This is a genomic window from Aquamicrobium sp. NLF2-7, from assembly GCF_022359935.1.
In the GTDB taxonomy this organism is placed as follows: domain Bacteria; phylum Pseudomonadota; class Alphaproteobacteria; order Rhizobiales; family Rhizobiaceae; genus Mesorhizobium; species Mesorhizobium lusatiense.
The window spans coordinates 2,188,918-2,214,194 of record NZ_JAKSED010000001.1; the positions used below are offsets into that span (position 1 = coordinate 2,188,918).

21 protein-coding genes and 1 tRNA gene are annotated in these 25,277 nt (G+C 60.4%); 8 read left to right on the forward strand and 14 right to left on the reverse strand.

Annotated elements, in window-relative coordinates:
• Nucleotides 1-46: 46 nt before the first annotated feature.
• The 3 genes from MIC97_RS10875 to MIC97_RS10885 all read left to right on the forward strand — a co-directional run bounded on the left by MIC97_RS10875 (nucleotide 47) and on the right by MIC97_RS10885 (nucleotide 2,832).
• The gene (locus MIC97_RS10875) at nucleotides 47-997 is read left to right on the forward strand and encodes an acetyl-CoA carboxylase carboxyltransferase subunit alpha (protein WP_239800023.1); all 951 of its coding nucleotides are present in this window, start codon (nucleotides 47-49) and stop codon (nucleotides 995-997) included.
• A 304-nt stretch (nucleotides 998-1,301) separates the two neighbouring features.
• Nucleotides 1,302-2,591: a murein L,D-transpeptidase family protein gene (locus MIC97_RS10880; RefSeq protein WP_239800024.1), complete on the forward strand. Its 1,290-nt coding sequence runs from the start codon at nucleotides 1,302-1,304 to the stop codon at nucleotides 2,589-2,591.
• A gap of 7 nt (nucleotides 2,592-2,598) precedes the next feature.
• The gene (locus MIC97_RS10885) at nucleotides 2,599-2,832 is read left to right on the forward strand and encodes a sulfurtransferase TusA family protein (protein ID WP_239800025.1); all 234 of its coding nucleotides are present in this window, start codon (nucleotides 2,599-2,601) and stop codon (nucleotides 2,830-2,832) included.
• A 92-nt stretch (nucleotides 2,833-2,924) separates the two neighbouring features.
• Here the strand turns inward: MIC97_RS10885 and MIC97_RS10890 are convergent, their stop codons facing one another.
• Nucleotides 2,925-4,028: a GTP-binding protein gene (locus MIC97_RS10890; protein WP_239800026.1), complete on the reverse strand. Its 1,104-nt coding sequence runs from the start codon at nucleotides 4,026-4,028 to the stop codon at nucleotides 2,925-2,927.
• Nucleotides 4,029-4,038: 10 nt separating this feature from the next.
• Nucleotides 4,039-5,154 carry a D-alanyl-D-alanine carboxypeptidase family protein gene (locus MIC97_RS10895; protein ID WP_239800027.1) on the reverse strand — a complete coding sequence of 372 codons (1,116 nt, stop codon included), beginning with the start codon at nucleotides 5,152-5,154 and terminating at the stop codon, nucleotides 4,039-4,041.
• 191 nt (nucleotides 5,155-5,345) lie between these two features.
• Between MIC97_RS10895 and MIC97_RS10900 the strand changes: the two genes are divergently transcribed.
• The 3 genes from MIC97_RS10900 to MIC97_RS10910 all read left to right on the forward strand — a co-directional run bounded on the left by MIC97_RS10900 (nucleotide 5,346) and on the right by MIC97_RS10910 (nucleotide 7,446).
• Nucleotides 5,346-6,509 carry a M20 aminoacylase family protein gene (locus tag MIC97_RS10900; protein WP_239800028.1) on the forward strand — a complete coding sequence of 388 codons (1,164 nt, stop codon included), beginning with the start codon at nucleotides 5,346-5,348 and terminating at the stop codon, nucleotides 6,507-6,509.
• A 98-nt stretch (nucleotides 6,510-6,607) separates the two neighbouring features.
• A tRNA-Arg gene (locus MIC97_RS10905) sits at nucleotides 6,608-6,684 on the forward strand.
• A 105-nt stretch (nucleotides 6,685-6,789) separates the two neighbouring features.
• Nucleotides 6,790-7,446, forward strand: coding sequence for a CatB-related O-acetyltransferase (locus tag MIC97_RS10910; protein WP_239800029.1), 657 nt, complete (start codon nucleotides 6,790-6,792; stop codon nucleotides 7,444-7,446).
• A gap of 30 nt (nucleotides 7,447-7,476) precedes the next feature.
• On the opposite strand, the gene lpdA is transcribed toward MIC97_RS10910, so the two are convergent.
• From lpdA to MIC97_RS10930, 4 genes are read right to left on the reverse strand one after another with little or no spacing between them, the layout of a single operon-like run.
• The gene (gene lpdA / locus MIC97_RS10915; protein WP_239800030.1) at nucleotides 7,477-8,871 is read right to left on the reverse strand and encodes a dihydrolipoyl dehydrogenase; all 1,395 of its coding nucleotides are present in this window, start codon (nucleotides 8,869-8,871) and stop codon (nucleotides 7,477-7,479) included.
• 55 nt (nucleotides 8,872-8,926) lie between these two features.
• Nucleotides 8,927-10,288, reverse strand: coding sequence for a dihydrolipoamide acetyltransferase family protein (locus MIC97_RS10920; protein ID WP_239800031.1), 1,362 nt, complete (start codon nucleotides 10,286-10,288; stop codon nucleotides 8,927-8,929).
• 1 nt (nucleotide 10,289) lies between these two features.
• Nucleotides 10,290-11,303 (reverse strand): alpha-ketoacid dehydrogenase subunit beta, encoded by a 1,014-nt coding sequence (locus MIC97_RS10925; RefSeq protein WP_183825704.1) that lies wholly within the window; start codon nucleotides 11,301-11,303, stop codon nucleotides 10,290-10,292.
• Nucleotides 11,304-11,306: 3 nt separating this feature from the next.
• Nucleotides 11,307-12,539, reverse strand: coding sequence for a 3-methyl-2-oxobutanoate dehydrogenase (2-methylpropanoyl-transferring) subunit alpha (locus MIC97_RS10930; RefSeq protein WP_239800032.1), 1,233 nt, complete (start codon nucleotides 12,537-12,539; stop codon nucleotides 11,307-11,309).
• Nucleotides 12,540-12,890: 351 nt separating this feature from the next.
• Between MIC97_RS10930 and holA the strand changes: the two genes are divergently transcribed.
• Nucleotides 12,891-13,934, forward strand: coding sequence for a DNA polymerase III subunit delta (holA, locus tag MIC97_RS10935; protein WP_239800033.1), 1,044 nt, complete (start codon nucleotides 12,891-12,893; stop codon nucleotides 13,932-13,934).
• Between the two features lie 160 nt (nucleotides 13,935-14,094).
• Here the strand turns inward: holA and MIC97_RS10940 are convergent, their stop codons facing one another.
• The 5 genes from MIC97_RS10940 to mnmE form a co-directional block, all read right to left on the reverse strand.
• Nucleotides 14,095-14,970: a ParB/RepB/Spo0J family partition protein gene (locus tag MIC97_RS10940; RefSeq protein ID WP_239801102.1), complete on the reverse strand. Its 876-nt coding sequence runs from the start codon at nucleotides 14,968-14,970 to the stop codon at nucleotides 14,095-14,097.
• A 49-nt stretch (nucleotides 14,971-15,019) separates the two neighbouring features.
• Nucleotides 15,020-15,820: a ParA family protein gene (locus tag MIC97_RS10945; protein WP_239800034.1), complete on the reverse strand. Its 801-nt coding sequence runs from the start codon at nucleotides 15,818-15,820 to the stop codon at nucleotides 15,020-15,022.
• Between the two features lie 39 nt (nucleotides 15,821-15,859).
• The gene (gene rsmG, locus MIC97_RS10950; RefSeq protein ID WP_239800035.1) at nucleotides 15,860-16,489 is read right to left on the reverse strand and encodes a 16S rRNA (guanine(527)-N(7))-methyltransferase RsmG; all 630 of its coding nucleotides are present in this window, start codon (nucleotides 16,487-16,489) and stop codon (nucleotides 15,860-15,862) included.
• Nucleotides 16,486-18,360 carry a tRNA uridine-5-carboxymethylaminomethyl(34) synthesis enzyme MnmG gene (mnmG, locus tag MIC97_RS10955; protein WP_239801103.1) on the reverse strand — a complete coding sequence of 625 codons (1,875 nt, stop codon included), beginning with the start codon at nucleotides 18,358-18,360 and terminating at the stop codon, nucleotides 16,486-16,488. The genes rsmG and mnmG overlap by 4 nt, the downstream gene beginning before the upstream one ends.
• A 155-nt stretch (nucleotides 18,361-18,515) precedes the next feature.
• Nucleotides 18,516-19,838 carry a tRNA uridine-5-carboxymethylaminomethyl(34) synthesis GTPase MnmE gene (gene mnmE / locus MIC97_RS10960; protein WP_239801104.1) on the reverse strand — a complete coding sequence of 441 codons (1,323 nt, stop codon included), beginning with the start codon at nucleotides 19,836-19,838 and terminating at the stop codon, nucleotides 18,516-18,518.
• A gap of 61 nt (nucleotides 19,839-19,899) precedes the next feature.
• Here mnmE and MIC97_RS10965 point away from each other — a divergent pair, with 61 nt between their 5' ends.
• Entirely contained in the window at nucleotides 19,900-21,915 is a 2,016-nt protein-coding gene (locus MIC97_RS10965; protein ID WP_239800036.1) for a thioredoxin domain-containing protein, read from the forward strand.
• A 105-nt stretch (nucleotides 21,916-22,020) separates the two neighbouring features.
• Here the strand turns inward: MIC97_RS10965 and rho are convergent, their stop codons facing one another.
• From rho to hemE, 3 genes are all read right to left on the reverse strand, one after another.
• Entirely contained in the window at nucleotides 22,021-23,286 is a 1,266-nt protein-coding gene (gene rho / locus MIC97_RS10970) for a transcription termination factor Rho (protein WP_183825725.1), read from the reverse strand.
• Between the two features lie 152 nt (nucleotides 23,287-23,438).
• Nucleotides 23,439-23,972, reverse strand: a complete 534-nt coding sequence (gene hemJ, locus MIC97_RS10975; protein ID WP_239800037.1) for a protoporphyrinogen oxidase HemJ — start codon at nucleotides 23,970-23,972, stop codon at nucleotides 23,439-23,441.
• Nucleotides 23,969-25,003, reverse strand: coding sequence for a uroporphyrinogen decarboxylase (hemE, locus tag MIC97_RS10980; RefSeq protein WP_239800038.1), 1,035 nt, complete (start codon nucleotides 25,001-25,003; stop codon nucleotides 23,969-23,971). Before hemE ends, hemJ begins: the two co-directional genes overlap by 4 nt.
• Nucleotides 25,004-25,277 lie beyond the last annotated feature (274 nt).

The following is a 25,277-nucleotide window of genomic DNA, read 5'->3' on the forward strand; positions in this document are numbered from 1 at the left end:
GCAGGCATCAATCAACGCCATTTCCGGCGCACTGGTCCGATCACGAATGTACAATTATCTCGACTTCGAAAAACCGGTTGCCGATCTCGAAGGCAAGATCCTGGAACTGAAAAAGCTCGCTGAAGGCGGCGAGTCCGTGGATGTTGCCGATGAGATCGCACGGCTTGAAAAGCGCTCCCGCGACGCGCTGCGCGACCTCTACAAGGCCCTGACGCCATGGCAGAAGGTGCAGGTGGCGCGCCATCCCGACCGTCCGCACTGTCTGGAGTATGTGCGCGGCCTGTTCACCGACTTCACCCCGCTGGCTGGCGACCGCACTTTCGGCGAGGATCAGGCGCTGATCGGTGGCTTCGCCCGTTTTCGCGGCGAGCCGGTGGCGATCCTCGGTCAGGAAAAAGGCTCCGATACGACCAGCCGCCTGAAGCACAATTTCGGCTCCGCACGTCCTGAAGGCTACCGCAAGGCGGTGCGCATCATGGAGCTTGCCGACCGTTTCGGCATTCCCGTCATTTCTTTGGTCGATACGGCGGGCGCCTATCCCGGCGTTGGCGCCGAGGAACGCGGCCAGGCCGAAGCCATCGCCCGTTCGACCTCGACCGGCCTTGGCCTCAAGGTGCCGTCCATCTCCATCATCATCGGCGAGGGCGGATCGGGCGGTGCGATCGCCATCGCGACGGCCAACCGGGTCTACATGCTGGAACACGCCATCTATTCGGTGATCTCGCCGGAGGGTGCCGCCTCGATCCTGTGGCGCGACACGACGCGCTCGAAGGATGCGGCGACCAACATGAAGATAACCGCGCAGGATCTGCTCAATCTCAGGATCATCGATGCGGTGATTCCCGAGCCTCTGGGCGGAGCCCATCGCGGCCCCGAAGCCGTCATCAGCGCCACCGGCGACCTGATCGCGCGCACCATGAAGGAATTCGGCGAAGGAAACGTCGATTTCCGCGAGCAGCGTCGCGAAAAATATCTCGCAATGGGCCGCAACCTCTGATCGTTGCGGCTGCCACCGCATTTTCGCCATAAAGATGCCGCCGCATCCCGCAATAACGCAACCGTGAAGGCTGTTGCGTGCATGAGGAGTGCGGTGGTGGCTTGTGGTAAGGATTTCGCAAGGTTAACGAGTTTATAGCAAATTGAGGAAAAGGCCCGCGATCTGCATATCGCAGGGGCCATTTCCGGTGGAATTGAGCGGCCATGCCATTCGTGAGAGAATGGCGCGAAATGTTCTCTTCCGCCTGTATCGACGTTCAGGCCGCCGGAAGGCGGGCCAATGCAGAAAGACGAAGAGCGTGTCCATGCTGACCAGATTCGCCAGGGCCGGACTTCTCATCGGCGCCATTGGAGGCGCCATAGCGCTTGCCGGCTGTACCGATTCCTCCATCGGTGACTTCGCGCCCCAGCACGCCAACCGCCAGCTTCCGCCCAAGATCCAGCAGGCCATGAAGGCCAAGGGCATGAACAAGACCGCGCCGGTCATGGCCCGCGTCTTCAAGGAAGAAGGCAAGCTGGAGATCTGGAAGCAGAAGACCAACGGCCGCTACGACCTGATCGCCAGCTATGACATCTGCAAATGGTCTGGCAAGCTCGGGCCGAAGTTCACCGAGGGCGACCGTCAGGCGCCGGAAGGCTTCTACACGGTGCGGCCGTCGCAGATGAAGCCGAACTCGCAATATCATCTTGCTTTCAACATCGGCTACCCGAACAGCTATGACCGCGCCAACGGGCGTACCGGGTCCAACCTGATGGTCCATGGCGCCTGCTCCTCGGCCGGCTGCTATTCGATGACCGACCAGCAGATCGAGGAGATCTACGCCTTCGGTCGTGACGCCTTCCAGGGCGGCCAGACCGAGTTTCAGGTGCAGGCCTTCCCCTTCCGCATGACCGCCGCCAACATGGCCCGCTACCGCAACGACCCGAACTACGAGTTCTGGAAGATGCTGAAGGTCGGCTACGATCATTTTGAGCTGACCAAGGTGCCGCCGAAGGTGGACGTGTGCGAGCGGCGCTATGTGTTCAACCAGATTCCGGTCGACGGCCAGCCCTTCAACCCGACCGGCGCCTGCCCGGCCAGCTCGCAGCCCGATTCGCTGAAGGTCGCCTATACCAGCTACCAGAGCACCTATGAGGCAGCCTTCAACAGCGCACTGAAATCCTCCACCCCCGCGCCGAAGCCGACCATCGCCGGCCTCAAGGAAGCCCATATCGTCTCGGAATGGACGCGCAAGCGCGCCCGCGGCGAACGCGTGCCGGTCGAGCCGCCATCCCTGAACGCTGATGGGACCATTACCCAGACCGAGCGCATGGGCCGCATCGATTCGGCGGAAGGCCGCCGCATGGCCGCCATCGACGCCGAGCAGGACGCGAAGAAGAAGGCTGCCGAAGAGAAGGCAAGGGCCGTCGCCGCTGCGAAGGCGGCCGCCGAAGCGCAGAAGGTGGAAACCGCCGCGGCCGCGAAAGCTGCTGAAATTGCAGCGCAGACGCCGCAACAGGCGCTGGAGATTCAGGCGGCTCAGTCCGGCGCTCCCGCTAACGACGGCGCCGCCGCGAAGCTGAAGAAGCGCCTGCTTGGCATGTTCGGCGGCTGATGGCGTCTTGGCCGACAGTACGGATGTCTATGACCTGAAAGGTCTCAACTGTCCCCTGCCGGTGCTGAAGGCGCGCAAGCGCCTTCAGGGTCTGCCAGCCGGAGCGCGCCTGTGGCTGGAAACCACCGACCCGCTGGCCGTTCTCGATATTCCCGCTTTCTGCAACGAAGCAGGCCACATTGTCATCGAAACCGCCGCAATTGACGGCGGCCATCGCTTCCTCATCGAGCGTGGCAGATAGCCGAGCGCCAACCTAAAAACAGAAGCCTGAAAAATCATGCTAAAACAATAGCTTGAAGGCTCAAGACATCTCGCGGATTGGAATGCGGCGCGTCAGGTGCCGGGTATTGCCAGCGGATTGTCTTCGAGTGCCGCACGGTCCGGCATGTCGATCTGCGGCGTGTTGGTGATCGCCGCGAACAGGCGCTTCACATAATCGCCCGGCATGTCGAGCGTGATCAGCACCAGCCGCGTCCCGCGCCTGTCGTCGGGCCAGGCTGGCAGGCGTGCCGGCGGATGCAGGATCTTCTGCACGCCGTGTACCACCAGCGGCCGCGACGGATCCTCGGCCAGTTCCACGATGCCCTTCATGCGCAGAAGGTTCTCGCCATGGCCTGAGCGCAGAAGATCGAGGAACATCTCGATGGCAGCGAACGGCACCGGCCCGTCATGAACCAGCGTGTCAGTGCGGATACGCGAATCATGATGGTGATGCGCATGGCCGTGCTCGCCATCATCATGATGATGGTGACCATGATCGTGATGATCATGTCCCGCCTCGCCCAGCCAGCGGCGCACATCGGCGATCTTGGTTTCGGGGTCGTAGAGGCCGCAGCCGAACAGCTCCGCAAGCCCTGCATTGCGGACGTCGAGGATTGGCGCGGAGGGATTGAGGCGGCCGAGCCGCGCCAGAAGCCCCGCCGGCACCGCCTCGTCCGGCACCATATCCAGTTTCGACACGATGATGCGGTCGGCGACCGCCGCCTGCTTCACCGCTTCCATATGGGCGTCCAGCGTGGCCGCGCCGTTGACCGCATCGACCAGCGTCAGCACGCCGTCCAGCCGGAAGGCCTGAACGAGCACCGGATGCGCCATGATCGACTGGAGCACGGGCGCCGGATCGGCAAGGCCGGTCGTCTCGATGACGACGCGCGACAGCGACGCGATGCGGCCGGTCTGCACCCGGTCGACCAGTTCGGCCAGCGTGTCGACCAGCTCGCCGCGCACCGTGCAGCACAGGCAGCCGTCCGACAATTCGATGATGCCGTCGGATGCCTGCTCGACCAGAAGATGGTCGATGGCGACGTCACCGAATTCGTTGATGATGACAGCGGTGTCTTTCAGCTCGGGGTTCTTCAGCAGACGATTGAGCAATGTCGTCTTGCCGGAGCCGAGAAAGCCGGTGAGCACCGTGACCGGAATGGGAAAGCCGGACATGAACACGCGATCAGCCGCCCTGCGCCGAGGTAGCGAATGTCGGCGGCGGCAGGTCCGGACGCCAGCCCGGCACCGGCACGTCGGCAAATTCCGCACGACCGATCATGGCTTTCGGCACCGGCCCGGTTGCCCCGCCCAGATCCACCACCACCAGCTTCGGATCGGTGAGCTTTTGCTGGTAGATCGATTTCGGCCCTTCTTCCTTCGGCCCGGTGGAGGCCTCCGACTGGGCGTTCGCCTCGGCCGGCTTGCACACCACGGGGCGCAGATTGGTCGATGTCTGCGTGTCGCCATAAGGCGCGAGCGTCGCGATCGTGGTGGTTCCCTGCGCCGGCGTGGCAAAGCCGATGTCGAGCAGCTTGGCGACCGCTTCGGCGCGCGTCAGCCCATTCTTTTCACCAAGCACCACAGCCGCCAGCGTGCGGCCGTTGCGGGTGGCGGTGCCGACCAGATTGAAACCCGATTCGCAGACAAAGCCCGTCTTCATGCCATCCGCGCCCGGATAACGGCCGACCAGAAGGTTGTAATTGGGAATTTTGGTCTTGCCGAAGGCCAGTCCCTCGATGCTGTACCAGGAATTGTACTGCGGGAAATCACGGCGCAGGGCCGCCACAAGCAAGGCCATGTCACGCGCGGTCGTATATTGCTCGGGCGAGAACAGGCCGTTGGGGTTGACGAAATGCGTGCCGGTCATGCCCAGACGGGCGGCTTCGGCATTCATGCGCTTTGCAAAGTCCGCCTGCGTGCCGCCGATATTCTCGCCGATGGCCATGGCGACATCGTTGGCCGACTTGATCATCATCATCTTCAGCGCATTGTCGAGCCGCATCACCTGCCCGGTCTTGAAGCCCATCTTGCTGGGCGGCTGGTTGACGGCATTGCGCGTCATCCGGATCGGCGAATCGAGCGCCGCCTCTCCCGCCTCGATAGCACGGAAGGCGACATAGGCGGTCATCATCTTGGTCAGCGAAGCCGGGTACCAGCGCTTGAACGCATCCTCATGCGAAATGATCCTGCCGGTGTTCAGCTCGAAAAGAAGCGTCGGGCTCGCGGCGGCAGTCATCGACGAGGCGGCAAGCCCGATTGCGCCAAAAAGCGCCAGTTTCACGAAACGCGTGGGTATCATCTCTATCCGAATATCCTGTACCGCAGCCAGTCTGGCTCCAGAGGAACCGCAAACAGGTCCGCAAACAATGGCGACAGCGCTCTTCCCCGGCCGCTTCAGCCGGTGCTATTTAACCTATATGACATCAACATGGCAAAAGGCAGATGTTCATCATGCCCGTGCCACATGTCCATCTGGAGCAGATATCCGTCATGCCAATTCTGAACCGCGCCGCCGAAATGCAGGAAGAGGTCGCCGGCTGGCGCCGCCATCTGCACAGCAACCCCGAAATCGGCTTCGACGTGCTAGCCACCGCGGATTTCGTCGCCGGCAAGCTGCGCGCCTTCGGCTGCGACGAGGTGGTGACCGGGATCGGCCGCACCGGCCTTGTCGGCGTCATACGCGGCAAGCTGGGCGATGGCCGCGTCGTCGGCCTGCGTGCCGACATGGACGCCTTGCCGATCACCGAGATCACCGGCAAGCCTTACGCCTCGACCCATGAAGGGCGGATGCACGCCTGCGGCCATGACGGCCACACCGCCATGCTGCTGGGTGCTGCCGCCTATCTGGCCGAGACCCGCAACTTCGCCGGCACCGTCGTCGTCATCTTCCAGCCGGCCGAGGAATCCGGCGGCGGCGGCCGCGAGATGGTCAGGGACGGCCTCATGGATCGTTTCGGCATCGAACAGGTGTTCGGCATGCACAATCTGCCGGGCCTGCCCGTCGGCCGGTTTTCGATCCGGCAGGGGCCGATCCTTGCCGCCACCGCCGAATTCGACATCAGGGTTTCGGGCCGCGGCGGGCACGCGGCCATGCCGCACCGTTCCAACGACCCCATCGTCGCCGCCAGCCATCTGGTTGCCGCCACCCAGTCGATCGTCGGGCGCAATGTCGACCCGCTGGAAGCGGGCGTGGTGTCGATCACGAAATTCCATGCCGGCGATGCCCACAACATCATTCCGGAAAAGGTCGCGCTCGCCGGCACCGTGCGCACGCTGAAGGGCGAGACCGCAACGCTGGTCGAGCAGCGTCTGCAAGCTGTCTGCAATGGAATTGCCGCAACCTTCGGCGTCGAGATCGAGCTGGATTTCCGACAGAACTATCCGGTGACCTTCAACCATGCGCAGGAAACGGATTTCGCCGGCACGGTCGCCATCGGTGTTGCCGGCGAAAGCCAGGTCGACCGCGCCATGCAGCCGCTGATGGCGGGCGAGGATTTTTCCTACATGCTGGAAGCGCGTCCCGGCGCCTTCATCTTCATCGGCAATGGCGACAGCGCCGGCCTTCACCACCCTGCCTATGATTTCAATGACGAAGCCATTCCCTATGGCGTCAGTTACTGGGTGAAGCTGGCCGAACAGGCCCTCGCCGGCTGAAACCGGAGGCTTCGCGCATTTTTGCAGGCCGGCGCGGCTTTTTTGAAGGCTTCCAGCCTTGGCGAGCCGGCCTGAAACCGTTATGTGTCTGCGCCAGTGGTCCCGTAGCTCAGTAGGATAGAGCGGCAGATTCCTAATCTGTAGGTCGCAGGTTCGATTCCTGCCGGGATCACCACCTCATCAGCCCCGATGCCCTGAACTGTTTGCGTTCGGCATGCGTATCGGCGCGCAACCAGAAGGCCGGTTCCGGTGCGAACCGATAAGGAAAGCCAGAACCGCAATGTCGAACCAAACCCTGCCGCAAAAGCACTGGTCGGTCGTGGAATATCTCCATGAGACCGTGAAAAATCCCAACATCCACATTCGCGGCCGCAACAGCTATTATAGCAACGCGTGGACCGGCTCCTTCGAGGACAGCGTGGTGCGCTATCTCTATGGCGACGCCTACAGCCTGAGCGCGTGGGAGCCACAGTGGGAAATCGACCAGCTCCATATCGGCGATTATGTGTGCATCGGGGCCGAGGCCGTCATCCTTATGGGCGGCAACCATACCCACCGCACCGACTGGTTCAGCCTTTATCCCTTCGCTGATATCATTCTCGACGCCTACAAGGCAAAAGGTGACACCATCATTGCAGACGGTGCCTGGATCGGTATGCGCGCCATGATCATGCCGGGCCTCACCATTGGTGAAGGCGCCATCGTCGCTTCCGGCGCGATGGTGACGAAGGACGTGGCGCCCTACACCATCGTTGCCGGCAATCCGGCCACGCCCGTGCGCCGGCGTTTCCCGGATGCGACCACCGATGCCCTGCTGGCGCTCGGCATCTACACATGGGAGCGCGAAAAATTCGATGCCCTGCGACCGGTTCTGTGCGCGGACGACATCGACGCGCTGGTCAGGGCTGCCGCCGACTACGACGCCGGCAAAGCCTGAACCTCATCACGCCTGAACTGCCACGGCGGTTCAGGCGTGCAACGCCAGACCGAGCGCCTTGAGTGCTGCTTCCTGGAAAGCCTCGCCCTGCGTGGGATGCGCGTGGATGGTGCCGGCGATGTCTTCCAGCCGCGCGCCCATTTCCAGCGCGAGGCCGAAGGCCGCCGAGAGTTCCGACACGCCCTGCCCCACCGCCTGAATGCCCAGAACCAGATGATTGTCGGCACGCGCCACGACGCGCACGAAACCATCCTCGCCCTGCCGCGTCATGGCGCGGCCATTGGCCGAGAACGGGAACTGGCCGATCTTGATCTCGCCCTGCGCCTTTGCCTCATCCGGGGACAGGCCAGCCATTACCAGCTCCGGATCTGTGAAGCAGATGGCGGGAATGGCGCGCTTGTCCCAGCTGCGCCGGTGGCCGGCCACGATCTCGGCAACCATCTCGCCCTGTGCCATGGCCCGGTGCGCCAGCATGGGTTCGCCGGTGACATCGCCGATGGCATAGATGCCGCGCATGGAGGTGCGGCAGCGGTCGTCGATGCGGATGAAGCGGCCGTTCATGTCGAGGTCGATCTCCTCAAGGCCCCAGCCTTCCGTTACCGGCCTGCGCCCGACGGTGACGAGCACCTTGTCGGCAGCGATCTTCCTGTCCTTGCCCTCGGCGGTCTCCACCAGCAGTGCATCGCCCTTCGAAGACATTCCCTTGGCCTTCGCGCCGACCAGAACGTCGATGCCAAGGGCAGCAAGCCGTTTGGAGACCGGCCGCACCAGCTCGGCATCATACTGGGCAAGGATGCGCGGCAGCGCCTCCACGATGGTGACCTTCGCCCCCAGCTTCGCGAAGGCAGTTCCAAGTTCCAGCCCGATATAGCCGCCGCCGACGACCGCCAGCTTCTGCGGCACGTTCCTCAGCGACAAAGCCTCCGTAGACGAAATCACCTGCCCCCCGAATGGCAGCGAAGGCAGTTCGACCGGCGCCGAGCCGGTGGCGATGACGACATTTTCCGCGCGGATGATCTGCTGGCCAATCTCCGTCTCGACCTCGACCGTCTTGCCGTCGCGGAAGCGGGCGCGCCCCTGCACATATTTAACCCGGGCTTTCTTCAGCAGCCCGGCAACGCCACTGTTAAGCCGACCAACTATATTATCCTTCCAGCCGATCGTGCGGCCGAAATCGAGCGCCGGCTCCTTCACGGAAATGCCAAGCGGATCATCAGAGCCCGCCCACAGCTTTGCCTTCTCGAACTCTTCGGCAGCATGAATCAGCGCTTTTGAGGGGATGCAGCCGACGTTGAGGCAGGTTCCGCCGGGTTTTGCGACCTCGACGATCACCGTATCGATGCCAAGCTGGCCGGCCCGGATGGCGCAGACATAGCCGCCCGGACCGGCTCCGATAACCAGAAGCTTGCAGGAAATATCCTTCATTTCGCGCCGCCCTTCATAATTTTTATTAGCCGGCTTTTTAAAGCGATTTTCACGATCATCCCTCCACGAAAATCATGGCGGGTGTTTCGAGCAGCGCCTTGATGCGCTGGACAAAAACCGCGGCATCCCAGCCATCGATGACCCGGTGGTCGAAGGAAGACGACAGGTTCATCATCTTGCGCGGCACGAACTGCGATCCGTCCCACATCGGGCGGACCGTCATCTTGTTGACGCCGATGATGGCCACTTCGGGATAGTTGATCACCGGCGTCGTCACCACGCCGCCCATGGCACCGAGCGAGGTGATGGTGATGGTGGAGCCGGAAAGTTCCTCGCGCGTGGCGGTGCCGGATTTCGCCGCCTCGGCCAGACGGTTGAGCTCCGCTCCGCTTTCCCACAGGTCGAGCGCCTCCGCGTGCTTCACCACCGGCACGACGAGGCCATTTGCGGTCTGCGCCGCGATGCCGATATGCACGCCGCCATATTGGCGGATGATGCCGGCATCGTCGTCGTAGAGCGCGTTGAGCTGCGGTTGCTCGGCTATAGCCCTGACCATGGCGCGCATGAGGAAGGGCAGCAGCGTCAGCTTCGGCCGTTCCGTTCCCACGCCGCCGCCCGCGGGCTTCTGCTTGTTGAGGCCGGTGCGCAATTCTTCCAGCGCCGTGACGTCAACCTCTTCCACATAGGTGATGTGGGGGATGCGCGCTTTGGCAAGCTGCATCTTTTCGGCGATCTTGCGCCGCAGCCCGACGACCTTGATCTCGTCGACCTTGGTGTTGCGCGCGAGGCCCGACACCTTGCCGGCCTGAGGCCCGCGCGCGATGAAGGCGCCGAGATCGTCATGGCCGATGCGTCCGGCCGGGCCGCTCCCGGATACCTGCCTGAGATCGATACCAGCTTCCCTGGCGCGCAGACGCACGGCCGGCGAAGCCAGCGGCCTCTCGCCTTCCTTGCGCGGCGCGCCTGTGGAGCCGCGCACGCCTGACGGCCTTGTCGGTGCGGAAGCGGCTTCTTTCCTGCTCTCCACAACAGTGGCGGGCGTCGCCGGTTTTTGCACGGCGACAGCCGGCTGGCGGGGCTGCGCAGGCGCTTCAGGTGCGGCCTGCGGCTTCGCCACGGCGTCGCGCTCGCCACCATCGCTCTGGCCGACATCGCCTTGCCCGACATTGCCTTCACCGGCCACCTTGAGCCGCACGATGGGCGAACCGATGGCGACCGTTTCGCCAATTTCGGCGCCCAGCCACAGAATCTCGCCCTCCACCGGCGACGGGATCTCGACCGTCGCCTTGTCGGTCATGACGGCGGCCAGAACCGCGTCCTCGCGGACCATATCGCCGACCTTGACGTGCCATTCGACCAGTTCGGCCTCGGCAACGCCTTCGCCCACATCCGGGAGCCTGATGACATGCTCGCCCATCTCAAGCCTCCATCGTCTCAATGAGCGCCCGGCCGACTCGCGCCGGTCCGGGGAAGTAATCCCACTCCTGTGCATGCGGATAGGGCGTGTCCCAGCCGGCCACGCGCGCCACCGGCGCCTCCAGCCGATAGAAGCAGTTCTCCTGCACCAGCGTCGTCAGCTCGGCGCCGAAGCCGGAGGTCTGTGTCGCCTCGTGCACGACAACGCAGCGCCCGGTCTTGTTCACCGAGGCAACGATGGTGTCGAGATCGAGCGGCAACAGCGTGCGCAGATCGATGATCTCCGCGTCGATGCCGGTTTCGGCCGCCGCAGCCTCCGCCACATAGACCATGGTGCCATAGGCGAGCACGGTGAGATCGCTTCCTTCGCGGCGGATTTCCGCCTTGCCGAGCGGCACGGTGTAATGCCCGTCCGGAACCTCACCCAGTTCATGCTTCGACCACGGTGTGACCGGACGTTCATGATGCCCGTCGAACGGACCGTTATAGAGCCGCTTGGGCTCAAAAAAGATCACCGGATCGGGATCTTCGATGGCCGCGATCAGCAGGCCCTTGGCGTCGCGCGGATTGGATGGCACCACCACCTTGAGGCCGGAGACGTGCGTGAACAGCGCCTCGGGGCTCTGGCTGTGGGTCTGGCCGCCGAAGATGCCGCCACCGGACGGCATGCGGATGACGATCGGACAGGTGAAATCGCCATTGGAGCGATAGCGCAGTCGCGCGGCTTCCGACACGATCTGATCGTAGCCCGGATAAACATAGTCGGCAAACTGAACTTCAACGCAAGGGCGCAGGCCATAAGCGGCCATGCCGATGGCAGCACCCACGATGCCGGATTCATTGATCGGCGCGTCGAAGCACCGGCTCTTGCCGTATTTGGCCTGCAGGCCGGCCGTACAGCGAAACACGCCGCCGAAAAAGCCGACATCCTCACCGAAAACGATGACGCGTTCGTCGCGCCCCATGGAAACGTCCATGGCGTCGCGAATGGCCTCGATCATGGTTTTGCGCGCCATGGCTTACACCCCCGCCTGCTGGCGCTGGCGCCGCAAATGCGGCGGCATCTGTTCATAGACCCCTTCGAACATATCGCGCGTCGAAGGCTTGTTGCCGGAATGCAGCGTGCCGTTGTCCTCGGCCTGTTTCTGGGCCGTAATCACCGTATCGAGGATTTCGGCCTCTGCCTGCGCATGGCGTTCCTCCGACCACACTCCCTTCAAAATGAGATGGTTCCTGAGCCGGATAACAGGATCGCCGAGCGGCCAGGCGTCCGATTCCGCCTTTGGCCGGTAGGCCGACGGGTCATCCGATGTCGAATGCGCGCCGGCCCGATAGGTGACGTGCTCGATCAGCGTCGGGCCAAGATTGCGCCGCGCCCGCTCGATCGCCCATTTCGCCACCGCATGCACGGCGAGGTAATCGTTTCCGTCGACCCGCAGCGCCGGGATGCCGAAGCCGAGGCCGCGTGCCGCGAACGTGCCCGAACCGCCACGGGCGATGCCCTGGAAGGTCGAGATCGCCCACTGGTTGTTCACCACATTGAGCACCACGGGGGCCTTGTAGGTCGAGGCGAACACAAGTGCAGCGTGAAAGTCGGATTCGGCCGTGGAGCCATCCCCGATCCACGCAGCCGCGATGCGCGAATCGCTGCTGATCGCCGACGCCATGGCCCAGCCGACCGCCTGAATATACTGCGTGGCCAGATTGCCGGAGATCGAGAAGAAGCCGTGCTCCTTCGAGGAATACATGATCGGCAGCTGCCGGCCCTTCAGCGGATCGGCCTCGTTGGAATAGATCTGGTTCATCATGGTGACCATCGGATAGCCGCCAGCGATCAGCAGGCCGGCCTGACGATAGGTCGGGAAGTTCATGTCGCCCGGCGCCAGCGCCTTGCGGAAGGCGCAGCTCACGGCTTCCTCGCCCAGATGCTGCATGTAGAAGGAGGTCTTGCCCTGCCGCTGCGCCATCTGCATGCGTGCATCGAAGGCGCGCAGCGTCATCATGTGACGCAGGCCGTCGAGCAGTTCCTCGTCGGTCAGCAATCCCGCCCATGGCCCGACGGCTTCCCCGGCCCGGTTCAGGACACGGATGATCGAAAAGGCGAGGTCGCGGATCTCGCGCGGATCGACATCGACCTCCGGGCGCAGCACGGATCCCGCTTTGGGGATCGTCACATTTGAAAAATCCGGTGTCCCGCCCGGTCTTACTTCCGGCTCGGGCACGTGAAAACGCAACATTCCGGTATCGGTCATGACCTCTCCTCCTGTCGCCACGTCCGATCTTCGCACATTCCCGCCACATGACCAGCGGCGGCGCGGATCAACAGCGACGATGCGGCGATACTGGCAGGAAATCAGAGCAATTTCCCGTTTTTGAAGCCCTCTCTGCAGTAATAAAGCGAATGCCGCAGGCGGGTTCCGTTAAGGAATGCTGCGCAAGGATATTTTTCTCCCCGCGCGGTCATCCTCGCCTTAAACGTACCTTCACGCGAAATCCCCGACGCGCCGCCCGCATCAGGCATGCCAAGCGGTTCTGTGGGACATCCGCATGGACACATGCGCCAGACGTTTCCGTTGGCCAGCAAAATGCTTTAGAACGACCGCATGGCACAGAAGAAAGCTCACGAAGTCGATTCCTGGCTGGCACGGCCCGATCCGCAAACCTTTCTCGTCCTGATATACGGTCCCGATCGCGGGCTCGTGGCGGAACGCGGAAAGGCGTTCGCGGAACGTACGGGACTGCCACTGGACGACCCCTTCAGCGTCGTGAAGATGGACGGCGCTGAAGTCGAGCGCGGTGAAAGCCGTCTGCTTGAGGAAGCCCATACCGTTCCCATGTTCTCGGACCGCCGCCTTCTGTGGGTGCGCAACGCCTCCGGCCAGAAAGGGCTGGCAGATCAGGTCAAGGCCTTGCTTTCTGCACCGCCGCGCGATGCGATCATCCTGATAGAGGCGGGTGAGCTGAAAAAAGGAGCGCCGTTGCGCTCTGTCGTCGAAACATCCGACGGCGCCATCGCCCTGCCGAGCTATGCGGATGAGGGTCGCGACATTGAGGCGGTGATCGATGACGAGTTGCGCAAGGCGGGCATGACCATGGCATTGGAAGCCCGGCAAGCGCTTCGCCGCAATCTCGGCGGCGATCGCCTCGCGACCCGCGCCGAGTTGCAGAAGCTTGTCCTCTACGCACAGGGACAGACGGAAATCTCGCTGGAGGATGTACGCGAGCTGACCGGAGACGTGTCGGGACAGTCGCTCGACGACATCATCGATGCCGTTCTTGACGGGCGTATCGGCGATTTCGACACCGCATTCGCCCGCCACTGTCAGGCCGGAAGCCCTCCCTTTCTTGCTCTTTCCGGCGCCATGCGGCAGTTCCATGCCATCCACGTCATGCGTGGCAACATGGACGAAAGCGGCCGCACCGCCGCCTCGGTGGTGGCAGGCGCCCGGCCTCCGGTGTTCTTTTCGCGTCGCAAGCTCATCGAGCGCACACTGGAACGCTGGAACCGGCAATCCGTAGAACGTGTTCTGGCACGTCTTCAGTCAGCGGTTTTGCAATCACGGCGTCGGCCGGAACTGGGTTCGGCTCTGGTGCGACAGGCTTTGCTTGGCGTGGCAGTGGAAAGCGCCCGTCTGTCGCGGCGCTGAAACGTTGAAATCCTTAGAGCCGGCCGGTGTTTCACGGAATCGCTGAGCGGCTCCAGGTCTTTGGTTTGGCGTGTTTCTGAACCGGAAAAGTGTTTGAAAACAATATGATAAGAAAAAGGCCCGCATGATGCAGGCCTTTCAGTTCTGATCAGTCTGCTCCTCAAAGCTTCAGCTTGCGGCACAATTCGTCGAGCTGGTCGAGTGTCTTGTACGCGATACGCAACTCACCGCCGCGCTCCTTATGTGCGATGGCGACCTTCATGCCGATCGTGTCGGTCAAAAGCTTCTCCAACGCCAATGTATCAGCATCCTTTTCCGCCGGACCAGACGAACGCGATTCACGTGCCGGCGCTGCAGGAGCCTGCGCCAGCGCCTCGGCCTGCCGCACCGAGAGCCCTTCCTCGATGATGCGTCTGGCGAGGCCGGCCGGGTCTTCCGCCGTGACCAGCGTGCGGGCATGGCCCGCCGACAGCGAGCCGTCCACCACCAGTTCGCGGATGGCATCCGGCAGCTTCAGCAGCCGCAGCGTATTGGCAACATGGCTGCGGCTCTTGCCGATCACCTGTCCCAGATCAGCCTGGCTATAGCTGTGCTCTTCGATCAGCTGCTCATAGCCCAGTGCTTCTTCGATCGGGTTGAGATCGGCGCGCTGCACGTTCTCGATGATCGCCAGTTCCAGTGCCGTCCGGTCACTCACGTCCCGTACAATGACAGGAATTTCGACCAGCCCGGCGCGCTGGGCGGCGCGCCAGCGCCGTTCCCCGGCAATGATCTCATAGTGTCCCTGATGCTGCGGCGATGGTCTCACCACGACAGGCTGGACAATGCCGTGCTCACGGATCGACTGCGCCAGATCGGTCAGCTCCGCTTCGCCAAAATGACGACGGGGGTTGCGCGGATTGGGAGAAACGAACTCGATCGGCACCTTGCCGTCCGCCAGCGCAGCCGCCTTTTCCGGCTCCGCGGGGCGATCGATCTCACCGATCAGTGCTGCCAGTCCCCGGCCCAGCCGCTTTCTTGAAGGATCTTCGCTCATCATTCACCAGAATCGTTTCACTACCGAATCAACCCGGACACAATCCGGATCATGCAGCCCGCAGGCGACGTTCGCGGCGGATCACCTCCGACGCAAGCTGAAGATAGGCCTGACTGCCCGAACACTTCAGATCATACAAGATTGCCGGCTTCCCATAAGACGGCGCCTCCGACACACGCACATTGCGCGGAATGACGGTTTCATAAACCGTCTCACCCATATGAGCGCGCACGTCCTGCACCACCTGATTGGCCAGATTGTTGCGACCATCATACATGGTCAGCACAATACCCTGGATTTCCAGATGCGGATTGATCGACCCTCTGACCTGCTGAACCGTTTCCAGAAGCTGACTCAGACCTTCCAGCGCGAAGAACTCGCATTGAAGCGGAACGAGAACCGAGTCCGCCGCTGCCATGGAATTCAGCGTCAGCAGATTGAGCGAGGGTGGGCAATCGATCAGAACATAGCTGAAAGTGTTTGTGCGCCCCGAAGCGTGAAGCAGCGCATCACGCAACCGGGTTACACGATCCGGTGCCGCAGCGATCTCCATCTCCACGCCAAGCAGGTCAAGCGTCGACGGAACGATGGAAAGGCCAGGTACGGCTGTCTGCATGGCTGCAGCATCGATGCCCGCTTCTCCGGTGAGTACATCGTAGGACGAAACCAGCCGGTCCTTACGATCGATGCCGAGGCCTGTACTGGCATTGCCCTGCGGATCGAGGTCAACAATCAAAACCTTTTCTCCGATCGCGGCGAGCGCGGTCGCAAGATTGATCGTCGTCGTCGTTTTACCGACGCCGCCCTTCTGATTCGCTACGGTGATGATGCGGGGTTTGCTGTTGATCATGTTTTCCTGCCGGAAATTCACTCCGATAGAGGGGCACGTTCAGAGATGACTCAAACTGCTTATCTCGAGCAGGACCCCTTCAGAATCTGTCGAACTTCTATGTTCTACCAGACGGAAGGACCAACGTTTACAGCTTTCTTCAACTTCGGAGCGGTAATCCCGACCTTTGTGAAAGAAAGCCGTCGCGCCTCCCAGCAGCCAGGGCGAAGCCAGCTCCAGCAGGAGAGGCAACGGAGCAAGTGCTCTTGCGGTCACTACATCCGGCTGACCGACAATTCCTGCGGCATCTTCAATACGCCGCGGAACAACCCTCGCCGGCAGACCGAACTCGCCAACCATTGCCTGAAGAAAACCGGCCTTCTTGCGATTGCTTTCGACAAGATCGATGTGCCCCCCTCTTTCCTTCATCAGGAACGCCAGCACCAGTCCGGGAAATCCTCCGCCAGATCCCAGATCCAGCCACTTGCGTGCTTCCGGAGCATGTGAAGCCAGTTGGGCGCTATCAACTATATGGCGGGACCAGACGTCTCCCAGAGTAGACGGAGCGGCAAGATTGATCCTCTGATTCCATTTCTGAAAAACAGTCTCGAAGCGGAGCAGCACCTCAAACGTTTCACGTGAAACGGGTCCTGCTGCATTCTGAAGTGAGGCCAGACGGGTATCTGTCATGCTGCGCCCCTACGGGCTGAACTTTCATGATTGCGAATATGTGCGATGATAATCGCCAGTGCCGCTGGGGTCATACCTTCGATCCGTTCCGCATCCGCAACAGATCTGGGCTGCCGCTGAAGCATCTTCTGCTTCAGCTCATTGGACAAGCCGGAGACATTGCTGAAATCAATGTCCTCAGGGATCAGCCGCGCCTCTTCCCCCTTGATCCGGGCAGCATCCACCTTCTGCCGCTCCATATACACTGCATATTTCGCCTCTATTTCCAGAGCTTCTGCGGCCTTCCTATCAATCGAGCCGAACCTCGGATCGACGCGTTGCAGCCATGATATATCAACGTCTGCATAACTCAGAAGATCATAGGCCGAACGCCGAACTCCATCCTGATTGATGGTGAGGCCGTAGCGGGCAGCTTCACGCGGCGTCAGCTCTATACTTTTCGCCAGCTCACGGGCGGCATTCAGCGCGCCCACCGACTGCTCGAAATGTACGTGTCGCTGCGAAGAAACGATGCCAAGCCGGATCGCGAGCGGAGTCAGACGTTCATCCGCATTGTCGGCGCGCAGCGACAGTCGGAACTCTGCCCGTGATGTAAACATCCGATAAGGCTCGGTAACGCCTCGCCTGATCAGGTCATCGATCATGACGCCAATATACGCCTCCGTACGGCTGATCGTCAGCAGTTCACAGCCGGAAGCCTTTCGCGCCGCATTGATACCGGCCAGAAGTCCCTGCCCTGCAGCCTCTTCATAGCCGGTTGTTCCGTTGATCTGTCCGGCGAGAAAAAGACCGCTCAGGCGCCTTGTTTCAAGCGTTGCTTCGAGCTCGCGAGGGTCGACGTGATCGTATTCGATGGCGTAACCCGGCTGGAGCATGACAGCCTTCTCAAGACCGGGAATGGTTTTCAGAATTTCGAGCTGAACATCCTCCGGCAATGAGGTCGAGATACCATTCGGATAGACAGTATGGTCATCGAGACCCTCCGGCTCCAGGAATATCTGGTGCGTATCCCGATCGCCGAATTTGACGATCTTATCCTCGATCGACGGGCAATAGCGCGGTCCAATGCCCTCAATGGAACCCGAATACATCGCCGACCGGTCGAGATTGGCCCGGATCAGGTCATGCGTAGCTGCAGTGGTTCGGGTGATCCCACATTCGATCTGCTGTACCGTAATCTTCTCCGTCAGAGACGAAAACGGAACCAGATCGTCGTCCGCTTTTTGCATATCCAGCGACGCCCAGTCGATGGTACGCCCATCAAGCCGCGATGGCGTCCCGGTCTTGAGCCGCCCCAGCACAAAGCCCTCGCGCGCCATCGTCACAGACAGTCCGTTGGTCGCCTGCTCGTTCATGCGTCCGGCTACTATTTTTCTGTCGCCAATATGAATCAGGCCGCGGAGAAAGGTACCGGTGGTCAGAACAACAGCGCCGCATGCATGGCGTGCCCCATCCGCCATGATGACGCCACTGACCCGGCCGTTATCGATCTCCAGATCATAAACCTCGCCGGCAACTATATGGAGATTGTCCTGCTCCCGGAGCAGGTCCTGAACAGCGAGCCGATACAGCTTTCGGTCAGCCTGAGTGCGGGGTCCCCTGACTGCGGGCCCCTTGCGCCTGTTGAGCATCCGAAACTGGATGCCCGCCTGATCTGCCGCTTTGCCCATCAGGCCGTCAAAGGCATCGACTTCCCTGACCAGCTGGCCCTTTCCCAATCCACCAATCGCGGGATTGCAGGACATCACACCAATCTTGCTGGCATCCAATGTAATCAATGCGGTAAGCGCGCCACTTCGTGCCGAAGCGCTCGCCGCCTCGCATCCGGCATGGCCACCGCCAACGACGATGACATCATAAGTGTTTGTGATCGGGGACAGTGGGTTCATTGAAGACACATCGAAAACCAATCTGCCGATGTCAAGAGATCATTTCTGTGTTTCACGTGAAACGTTGTCGTTGTCCCTTCACGGGTAAAGTGTGCGATGTTTCACGTGAGTCATGGCTGGCCTGTGTTTCACCTGAGTCACTTGCCAATGCAGAACTGCGAGAATATCACGCCGAGAAGTTCCTCGACATCTACAGCGCCCGTGATCCGGCCCAGCCGATCCGTGGCAAGTCGAAGCTCCTCGGCCCTGATTTCCAGTGGTGCATGAGCATCCCTGAGTGTATTGCCGATGTGAGAAAGTGCGTCCTGAAGCAGTTCAACGTGTCGCAATCGGGAAGGGAGAACGTCGCCGGCCTCCCGGATTTTTCGGTCAGCGATGTCACCGACGATTTGAACGAGGGGTGCCACGCCCTCGCCGGTAACTGTTGAAATACAATGGTCGTAGCCAAATGCCCGCGCGTGCGAGGTCGAAATCAGATCCAGCTTGGTTCCTATTCTGATGACGTCGCCGGCAGCCCAGCTCGTATCAACTGGATGAGGATCGGTAAGATCCTCCAGCTTCAGAACCAGATCCGCATCCCGCCCACGTGCTTTGGCTTTTTCAATACCGATGCTTTCAACTTTTCCGACGCCATCCCGAATTCCAGCTGTATCCGCAACAATGACTTTCAGGCCGTTGATGTCCAGAACAACCTCCAGAACATCCCGCGTTGTTCCGGGTTCTTCCGTGACGATCGCTGCATCCCGCCGGGCAAGTGCGTTCAGGAGGCTCGATTTTCCAGCGTTCGGCGCACCCAAAATCACCACATGAAATCCGTCCTGAATGATTTCGGCGGCAGAATACCCGCTTATGTGTTCAGAAATCTGATCAGCCAGAGCAGCTACATCGGTCCATACCCGATCAGCCACAGAGCCGGGAACATCGCCCTCGTCCGAAAAATCGATGTCTGCTTCGATCAGCGCCCGGGCATTGACCAACCTGTTTCGCCATTCCGCATAGAGCCTGCTTTGCGCACCGTCGGAATTGCGCTGCGCCAATCGGCGTTGCGCCTCGGTTTCGGCGTTGATGAGATCAGCCAGCGCTTCTGTCTGGACGAGGTCCAATTTGCCGTTCATGAATGCGCGCCGGGTGAATTCCCCTGCTTCGGCCAGACGTACCTTCGGCAGCCTTGTTATTTCATGCAGAATGGATGACACTGTCGCCCGGCCGCCGTGCACCTGGAACTCGGCAACATCCTCACCTGTGAAACTGTTCGGCGCGGGAAAAAACAACACCAGTCCGCGGTCCAGAATTTCCTTTCCTCGCCGTAGCGTCTGTAATGACGCCACGCGGGGATCCGGGACAAGTTCGCAAATCGTTTCGATAACGAATCGAGTCTGATGGCCGGAAATCCGGATTACAGCCACCCCAGAAGGCAGGCGTCCGCTGGACAATGCGACGATGGTATCCCCGAATATCATTTGATCCCTGCCTGTTTCCTCTTTACCACTCGCACAGAGCCTTCCAATCAAAGGCGATGCCATGGTCCTGCCGCCTCAGAATCTGCTTTCCGGAGAAGCCAGCCCCTATCTCCGGCAACATGCCGAAAACCCGGTTCACTGGCGGCCGTGGTCGACAGCAGCACTAGAGGAAGCCCGGCAACTGGAGCGGCCTATCCTGCTTTCCGTCGGCTACGCCGCCTGTCACTGGTGCCATGTCATGGCCCATGAGAGCTTCGAGGATGCCGATATTGCAGGGGTCATGAACCGCCTGTTCATCAATATCAAGGTGGACCGCGAAGAACGACCGGATATCGATCAGATCTATATGGCTGCCTTAACTGCCATGGGCGATCAGGGCGGCTGGCCGCTGACCATGTTTCTGACGCCGGACGCAAAACCTTTCTGGGGCGGAACCTACTTCCCGCCTCGCGCCCAGTATGGGCGTCACGGATTCGTTCAGATTCTGGAAGCGGTGGCCGGTGCCTGGAACAACAAGCGCGCTGATATTCTGCACGGCGCCGATACGCTGAACGCTCATGTGCAGAGCAAGCTCGGCGCCTCGCTCCCAAGCCAGATGATAGACGCAAATGCGCTGCCCGGTCTGGCAAATAACATCTACAGGATGATCGACCATGACCAGGGGGGCATCAAGGGCGCGCCGAAGTTTCCAAACGCCCCGTTCATGCACACATTGTGGCTGTCCTATCTGAACTCCGGCAATACAGCTCACAAGGAGGCTGTCGTTGCTGGTCTGTGCCACATGCTTGCCGGCGGTATCTACGATCACGTCGGTGGCGGTCTCACCCGGTACTCGACCGACGCGCAATGGCTTGTGCCGCATTTTGAAAAGATGCTCTATGACAACGCCCAACTGCTGAGACTTGCAAACTGGGCCTATGGCGAAACCGGGACAGAAATATTCCGGATCCGAATCGAAGAAACGATCGGGTTTCTGCTCCGCGAAATGCGCGTTGACAGCGGAGCTTTTGCGTCGAGCCTCGACGCGGACAGCGATGGCGAAGAAGGGCTGTTCTACACATGGGAACAAAATGAGATTAAAGCCATTCTCGGTGAAAACTCGGCCTCCTTCTTCAGGCACTACACCCTGAGCAAACCGACTTCCTGGCACGGAAAGCCCATTCTGCATCAGTCTGCCGAACAGGCAAAAAGCTTCGGGAACTGCCACGCAGAGTTAAGGCCGTCGCTACAGAAGCTGTTCATCGCAAGTGAAAAAAGAATCCGCCCGGGTCGCGATGACAAGATCCTGACGGACTGGAATGGCCTGACCATAATGGCACTTGCTGAATGCGGACGTTCTTTCGCACGTCAGGACTGGATCGATGCGGCACGCGCGGCCTTCGACCATATTCTTTGCTCTGCTCGCAACTGCCGCCTGCCCCACTCCACACTGGGTGACAAGGCGCAATTTCCCGCCATGTCCAGCGACTATGCAGCCATGGCGAATGCCGCAATCTCGCTCTACGAGGCAACGTGGGATGCGACTTTCATCGAACACGCCCGCCATTTCGTTGATCAACTGGAGTTATGGCACGCGGATCAGGACAAAACCGGCTATTATCTCAGTGCATCCGACTCCGCAGATGTTCCAATCCGCATTCGCGGTGATGTCGATGAAGCCATCCCATCAGCCACCAGTCAGATCATAGAAGCACTGACACGCCTCTCGTCCATAACCGGGGACACTACCCTCCATGATAAAGCATGGAAAGTTGGAGAGCATGCGACTGGCCGTATTGCCAGACAGGCTTATGGGCAGGCGGGCATCATCAATGCCTGTGAAATTCTTCGTGATCCGCACAAGCTGGTCATGGTAGAAAGTCAGCGGAAATCGCAGTTCGTTCCGGTAGCGAATCGACATGCCGATCCCCGTCGGGTGGATATCCTCATTCGCCAGGGTGATCCAATAGACATCAGTCTTCCCGGAGGAATCTCTCCCAGCCCCCATGAGGCGGGCGCCTATCTGTGCAAGGGACAGACCTGCCTTCCGCCGGTAGAAGATAGTGAAGAGCTGGAACAGGCTCTGAAAACAAACTGACTCGGCATAGTCAGCTCCGCGCGAACACGAAATACGGCTCTCAACGAAAACGCCCGGAAGCGATCCGCATTCCGGGCGTTTGATATTGCGGAAACTGCCGACTGATCAGGTGTTCATCGAATCGAAGAAATCGGAATTGGTCTTGGTCTGCTTGAGCTTGTCGATGAGGAACTCAATGGCATCTGTCGTGCCCATCGGAGCCAGAATGCGGCGCAGCACGAAGATCTTCTGCAGATCCTGACGGGCGACGAGCAGGTCTTCCTTACGGGTGCCAGACTTGAGAATGTCCATGGCGGGGAAGATGCGCTTGTCAGCAACCTTGCGGTCAAGCACGATCTCGGAGTTGCCGGTGCCCTTGAACTCTTCGAAGATCACTTCGTCCATACGGCTGCCGGTATCAATCAGCGCGGTGGCGATGATGGTGAGCGAACCGCCCTCTTCGATGTTGCGTGCTGCACCAAAGAAACGCTTCGGACGCTGCAGAGCGTTGGCGTCAACACCGCCGGTCAGCACCTTGCCGGAAGACGGCACGACAGTGTTGTAGGCGCGGCCAAGGCGGGTGATCGAATCGAGCAGGATAACCACGTCGCGGCCGTGCTCGACCAGGCGCTTGGCCTTCTCGATGACCATCTCGGCCACCTGAACGTGACGCACGGCCGGTTCATCGAAGGTCGAGGAGACAACCTCGCCCTTCACCGAGCGCTGCATATCGGTCACTTCCTCCGGGCGCTCGTCGATCAGCAGAACGATCAGATAGCACTCGGGATGATTGGTAGTGATCGAATGGGCGATATTCTGCAGGAGAACGGTTTTACCGGTGCGCGGCGGCGCCACGATCAGCCCGCGCTGACCCTTGCCCAGCGGTGCGACCAGATCGATCACACGCGCCGAAATATCCTTGCCTGTCGGCACTTCCATTTCCATCTTCAGCCGCTCATTCGGATAGAGCGGCGTCAGATTGTCGAAATGGATCTTGTGGCGGATTTTCTCCGGATCGTCGAAGTTGATCGTATTGACCTTGAGAAGCGCGAAGTAGCGCTCGCCTTCCTTCGGGCTGCGGATCGGACCTTCGACGGTATCACCAGTCTTCAACGAAAAACGGCGTATCTGCGAGGGCGAGATATAGATATCGTCCGGACCCGGCAGATAGTTGGCGTTGGCCGAACGCAGGAAGCCGAAGCCATCCTGCAGGACTTCCACCACACCATCGCCGATGATTTCGATGTCCTGCGCCGCCAGCTTTTTCAGAATGGCAAACATCAGCTCCTGCTTGCGCATGACGCTGGCGTTCTCCACTTCGAGCGATTCGGCGTAAGCGATCAGCTCAGGCGGCTTCTTGTTCTTGAACTCTGCGAGTTTCATTTCCTGCATGGCGGGACTCTGGGTGTGCTTGGCGGGGAATAAGCGAATGCTATGAAGATGCCGGACGCGGTCGATCTGAAGAAAACAAACGGCGCATGGCTAAAAGGAGGGCCTTCCTTTTACCGCCGCCACCACCAAAGAGCAAGACGCCTTTTAGGCTCTCAGAAAGGCTTCACGATCACCAGAATGACGATCACGATCATCAAAACGGTCGGAACTTCATTGACGATTCGCCAGTGCCTGGCCGGTTTGGTGTTACGGTCCTCGGCAAACCTGCGCACCGCTCCGGAAAGATAACCATGCACACCGGACATCGCCACGACGGCAGCGATCTTGCCGTGCAGCCAGCCCCCCTGAAATCCGAAACCCTTCCAGGCGAGCCACAGGCCAAACACCCAGCTTGCGATCATAGCCGGGTTGATGATGGCACGCAGCAGGCGCCGTTCCATGACCTTGAAGGTCTCGGACTGCGCGGAGCCCTTTTGCGTATCGGCATGATAGACGAACAGGCGCGGCAGATAGAGCATCCCGGCCATCCACGAAATCACCGCGATGACGTGAAACGCCTTGATCCAGTTATAGGCCTCTTCCGAAGCATAGAAAAAAAGCACGGCCGTCAGGGCAATAAGGATGACGACCGCAACCAATGCCCGCACGGCGGCGTTGCGGTTGCTTGCCTGAACGGGTCCACTCATCTGCCCGTTTCTCCGCGAACCTGACGCACCATCGCCTCGACATGGGCAATTGGCGTTTCGGGAACGATGCCATGGCCGAGATTGAAGATGAACGGTCCATCCTTCATGGCGTCCAGGATCGCCGAAACGCCCTCGGAAAGCGCCGTGCCGCCTGCCACCAGACGCAAGGGGTCGAGATTGCCCTGCACGGCTCCACCCTTCTGCAATTCGATTGCCTGCGACAAAGGCACGGACCAGTCGAGCCCGAGACCCGTTACGCCGGTCTTGCGGCGATATGAGCTGTAGTTGGCGCCGGCGCCCTTGGGGAAACCGATGACCGGGATGTCGGGATAAACCTCATGAACCTTGCGTACGATACGTGCGACCGGTTCAATGCAGAAAGCTTCAAAAGAAGCCTCGTCCAGAACGCCGGACCAGGAATCGAAGATCTGCACCGTATCGGCACCGGCTTCGATCTGGTGGATGAGATAGGCGGCCGACTGATCTGCGAGAACGGCCAGCAGTTTCCTGAAAGCTTCCGGCTCCCGATAGGAAAACAGCCGTGCCGGCGCCTGATCGGGGGTTCCATGGCCGGCGACCATATAGGTGGCAACGGTCCAGGGCGCGCCACAAAAACCGATCAGCGTCGTTTCATCCGGCAGCTGACGACGCAGACGCCGCACCGTTTCGTAGACGGGTTCCAGATTCACGTGAAACGTTTGCGTATCGAGCGCCTCGATTTCGGCCGCCGTGATCGGTGTCATCAGCGGTCCCCGGCCCTCTTCAAAGCGCAGATCGCGACCCAACGCATGAGGCACCACGAGAATATCGGAGAACAGAATGGACGCATCAAAGCCGAAGCGTTCGATTGGCTGCAGGGTCACTTCGACAGCCCGGTCGGGATTGTAGCAGAGGTCGAGAAAGGAGCCTGCCTGCTTCCGGGAATTCCGGTATTCGGGCAGATAGCGCCCTGCCTGGCGCATCATCCATAGCGGAGGCGGGAAAACGGCCTCGCCTTTCAGAACCCGCATCATCTTCCGGTCGGCGCTCATTGCGTCTCGCTTTCAGGATCTGAATCTAAAAACAAATCTCTCTTATGAGAGAATCTTTTGATTCTATGAGTCTGTTGGAATCGGTGATTGTGATCTTTCCCGTTTTCCTGATTTGAAAGCCATCCAGCATTTTGTCGCGACCAAACTTGTCCAGACGGGAAAAGCCTGGGGATCGGAAAAGAAAATTCTGCTGAATCAAGCCTGTTGCAGATGTTTCATGATTCAGCGGCTTGTGGATTTCAGACTCATTTCCGGAATGTTCCACGCTTTTGTC

What these genes read in the sequence shown, in the direction of transcription:
- MIC97_RS10875 (WP_239800023.1), top strand. Translation starts at nt 47, where the DNA reads ATGTACAATTATCTCGACTTCGAAAAACCGGTTGCCGATCTCGAAGGC.
- MIC97_RS10880 (WP_239800024.1), top strand. Translation starts at nt 1,302, where the DNA reads ATGCTGACCAGATTCGCCAGGGCCGGACTTCTCATCGGCGCCATTGGA.
- MIC97_RS10890 (WP_239800026.1), bottom strand. Translation starts at nt 4,028, where the DNA reads ATGTCCGGCTTTCCCATTCCGGTCACGGTGCTCACCGGCTTTCTCGGC.
- MIC97_RS10895 (WP_239800027.1), bottom strand. Translation starts at nt 5,154, where the DNA reads ATGATACCCACGCGTTTCGTGAAACTGGCGCTTTTTGGCGCAATCGGG.
- MIC97_RS10900 (WP_239800028.1), top strand. Translation starts at nt 5,346, where the DNA reads ATGCCAATTCTGAACCGCGCCGCCGAAATGCAGGAAGAGGTCGCCGGC.
- MIC97_RS10910 (WP_239800029.1), top strand. Translation starts at nt 6,790, where the DNA reads ATGTCGAACCAAACCCTGCCGCAAAAGCACTGGTCGGTCGTGGAATAT.
- lpdA (WP_239800030.1), bottom strand. Translation starts at nt 8,871, where the DNA reads ATGAAGGATATTTCCTGCAAGCTTCTGGTTATCGGAGCCGGTCCGGGC.
- MIC97_RS10920 (WP_239800031.1), bottom strand. Translation starts at nt 10,288, where the DNA reads ATGGGCGAGCATGTCATCAGGCTCCCGGATGTGGGCGAAGGCGTTGCC.
- MIC97_RS10925 (WP_183825704.1), bottom strand. Translation starts at nt 11,303, where the DNA reads ATGGCGCGCAAAACCATGATCGAGGCCATTCGCGACGCCATGGACGTT.
- MIC97_RS10930 (WP_239800032.1), bottom strand. Translation starts at nt 12,539, where the DNA reads ATGACCGATACCGGAATGTTGCGTTTTCACGTGCCCGAGCCGGAAGTA.
- holA (WP_239800033.1), top strand. Translation starts at nt 12,891, where the DNA reads ATGGCACAGAAGAAAGCTCACGAAGTCGATTCCTGGCTGGCACGGCCC.
- MIC97_RS10940 (WP_239801102.1), bottom strand. Translation starts at nt 14,970, where the DNA reads ATGAGCGAAGATCCTTCAAGAAAGCGGCTGGGCCGGGGACTGGCAGCA.
- MIC97_RS10945 (WP_239800034.1), bottom strand. Translation starts at nt 15,820, where the DNA reads ATGATCAACAGCAAACCCCGCATCATCACCGTAGCGAATCAGAAGGGC.
- rsmG (WP_239800035.1), bottom strand. Translation starts at nt 16,489, where the DNA reads ATGACAGATACCCGTCTGGCCTCACTTCAGAATGCAGCAGGACCCGTT.
- mnmE (WP_239801104.1), bottom strand. Translation starts at nt 19,838, where the DNA reads ATGATATTCGGGGATACCATCGTCGCATTGTCCAGCGGACGCCTGCCT.
- MIC97_RS10965 (WP_239800036.1), top strand. Translation starts at nt 19,900, where the DNA reads ATGGTCCTGCCGCCTCAGAATCTGCTTTCCGGAGAAGCCAGCCCCTAT.
- rho (WP_183825725.1), bottom strand. Translation starts at nt 23,286, where the DNA reads ATGCAGGAAATGAAACTCGCAGAGTTCAAGAACAAGAAGCCGCCTGAG.
- hemJ (WP_239800037.1), bottom strand. Translation starts at nt 23,972, where the DNA reads ATGAGTGGACCCGTTCAGGCAAGCAACCGCAACGCCGCCGTGCGGGCA.
- hemE (WP_239800038.1), bottom strand. Translation starts at nt 25,003, where the DNA reads ATGAGCGCCGACCGGAAGATGATGCGGGTTCTGAAAGGCGAGGCCGTT.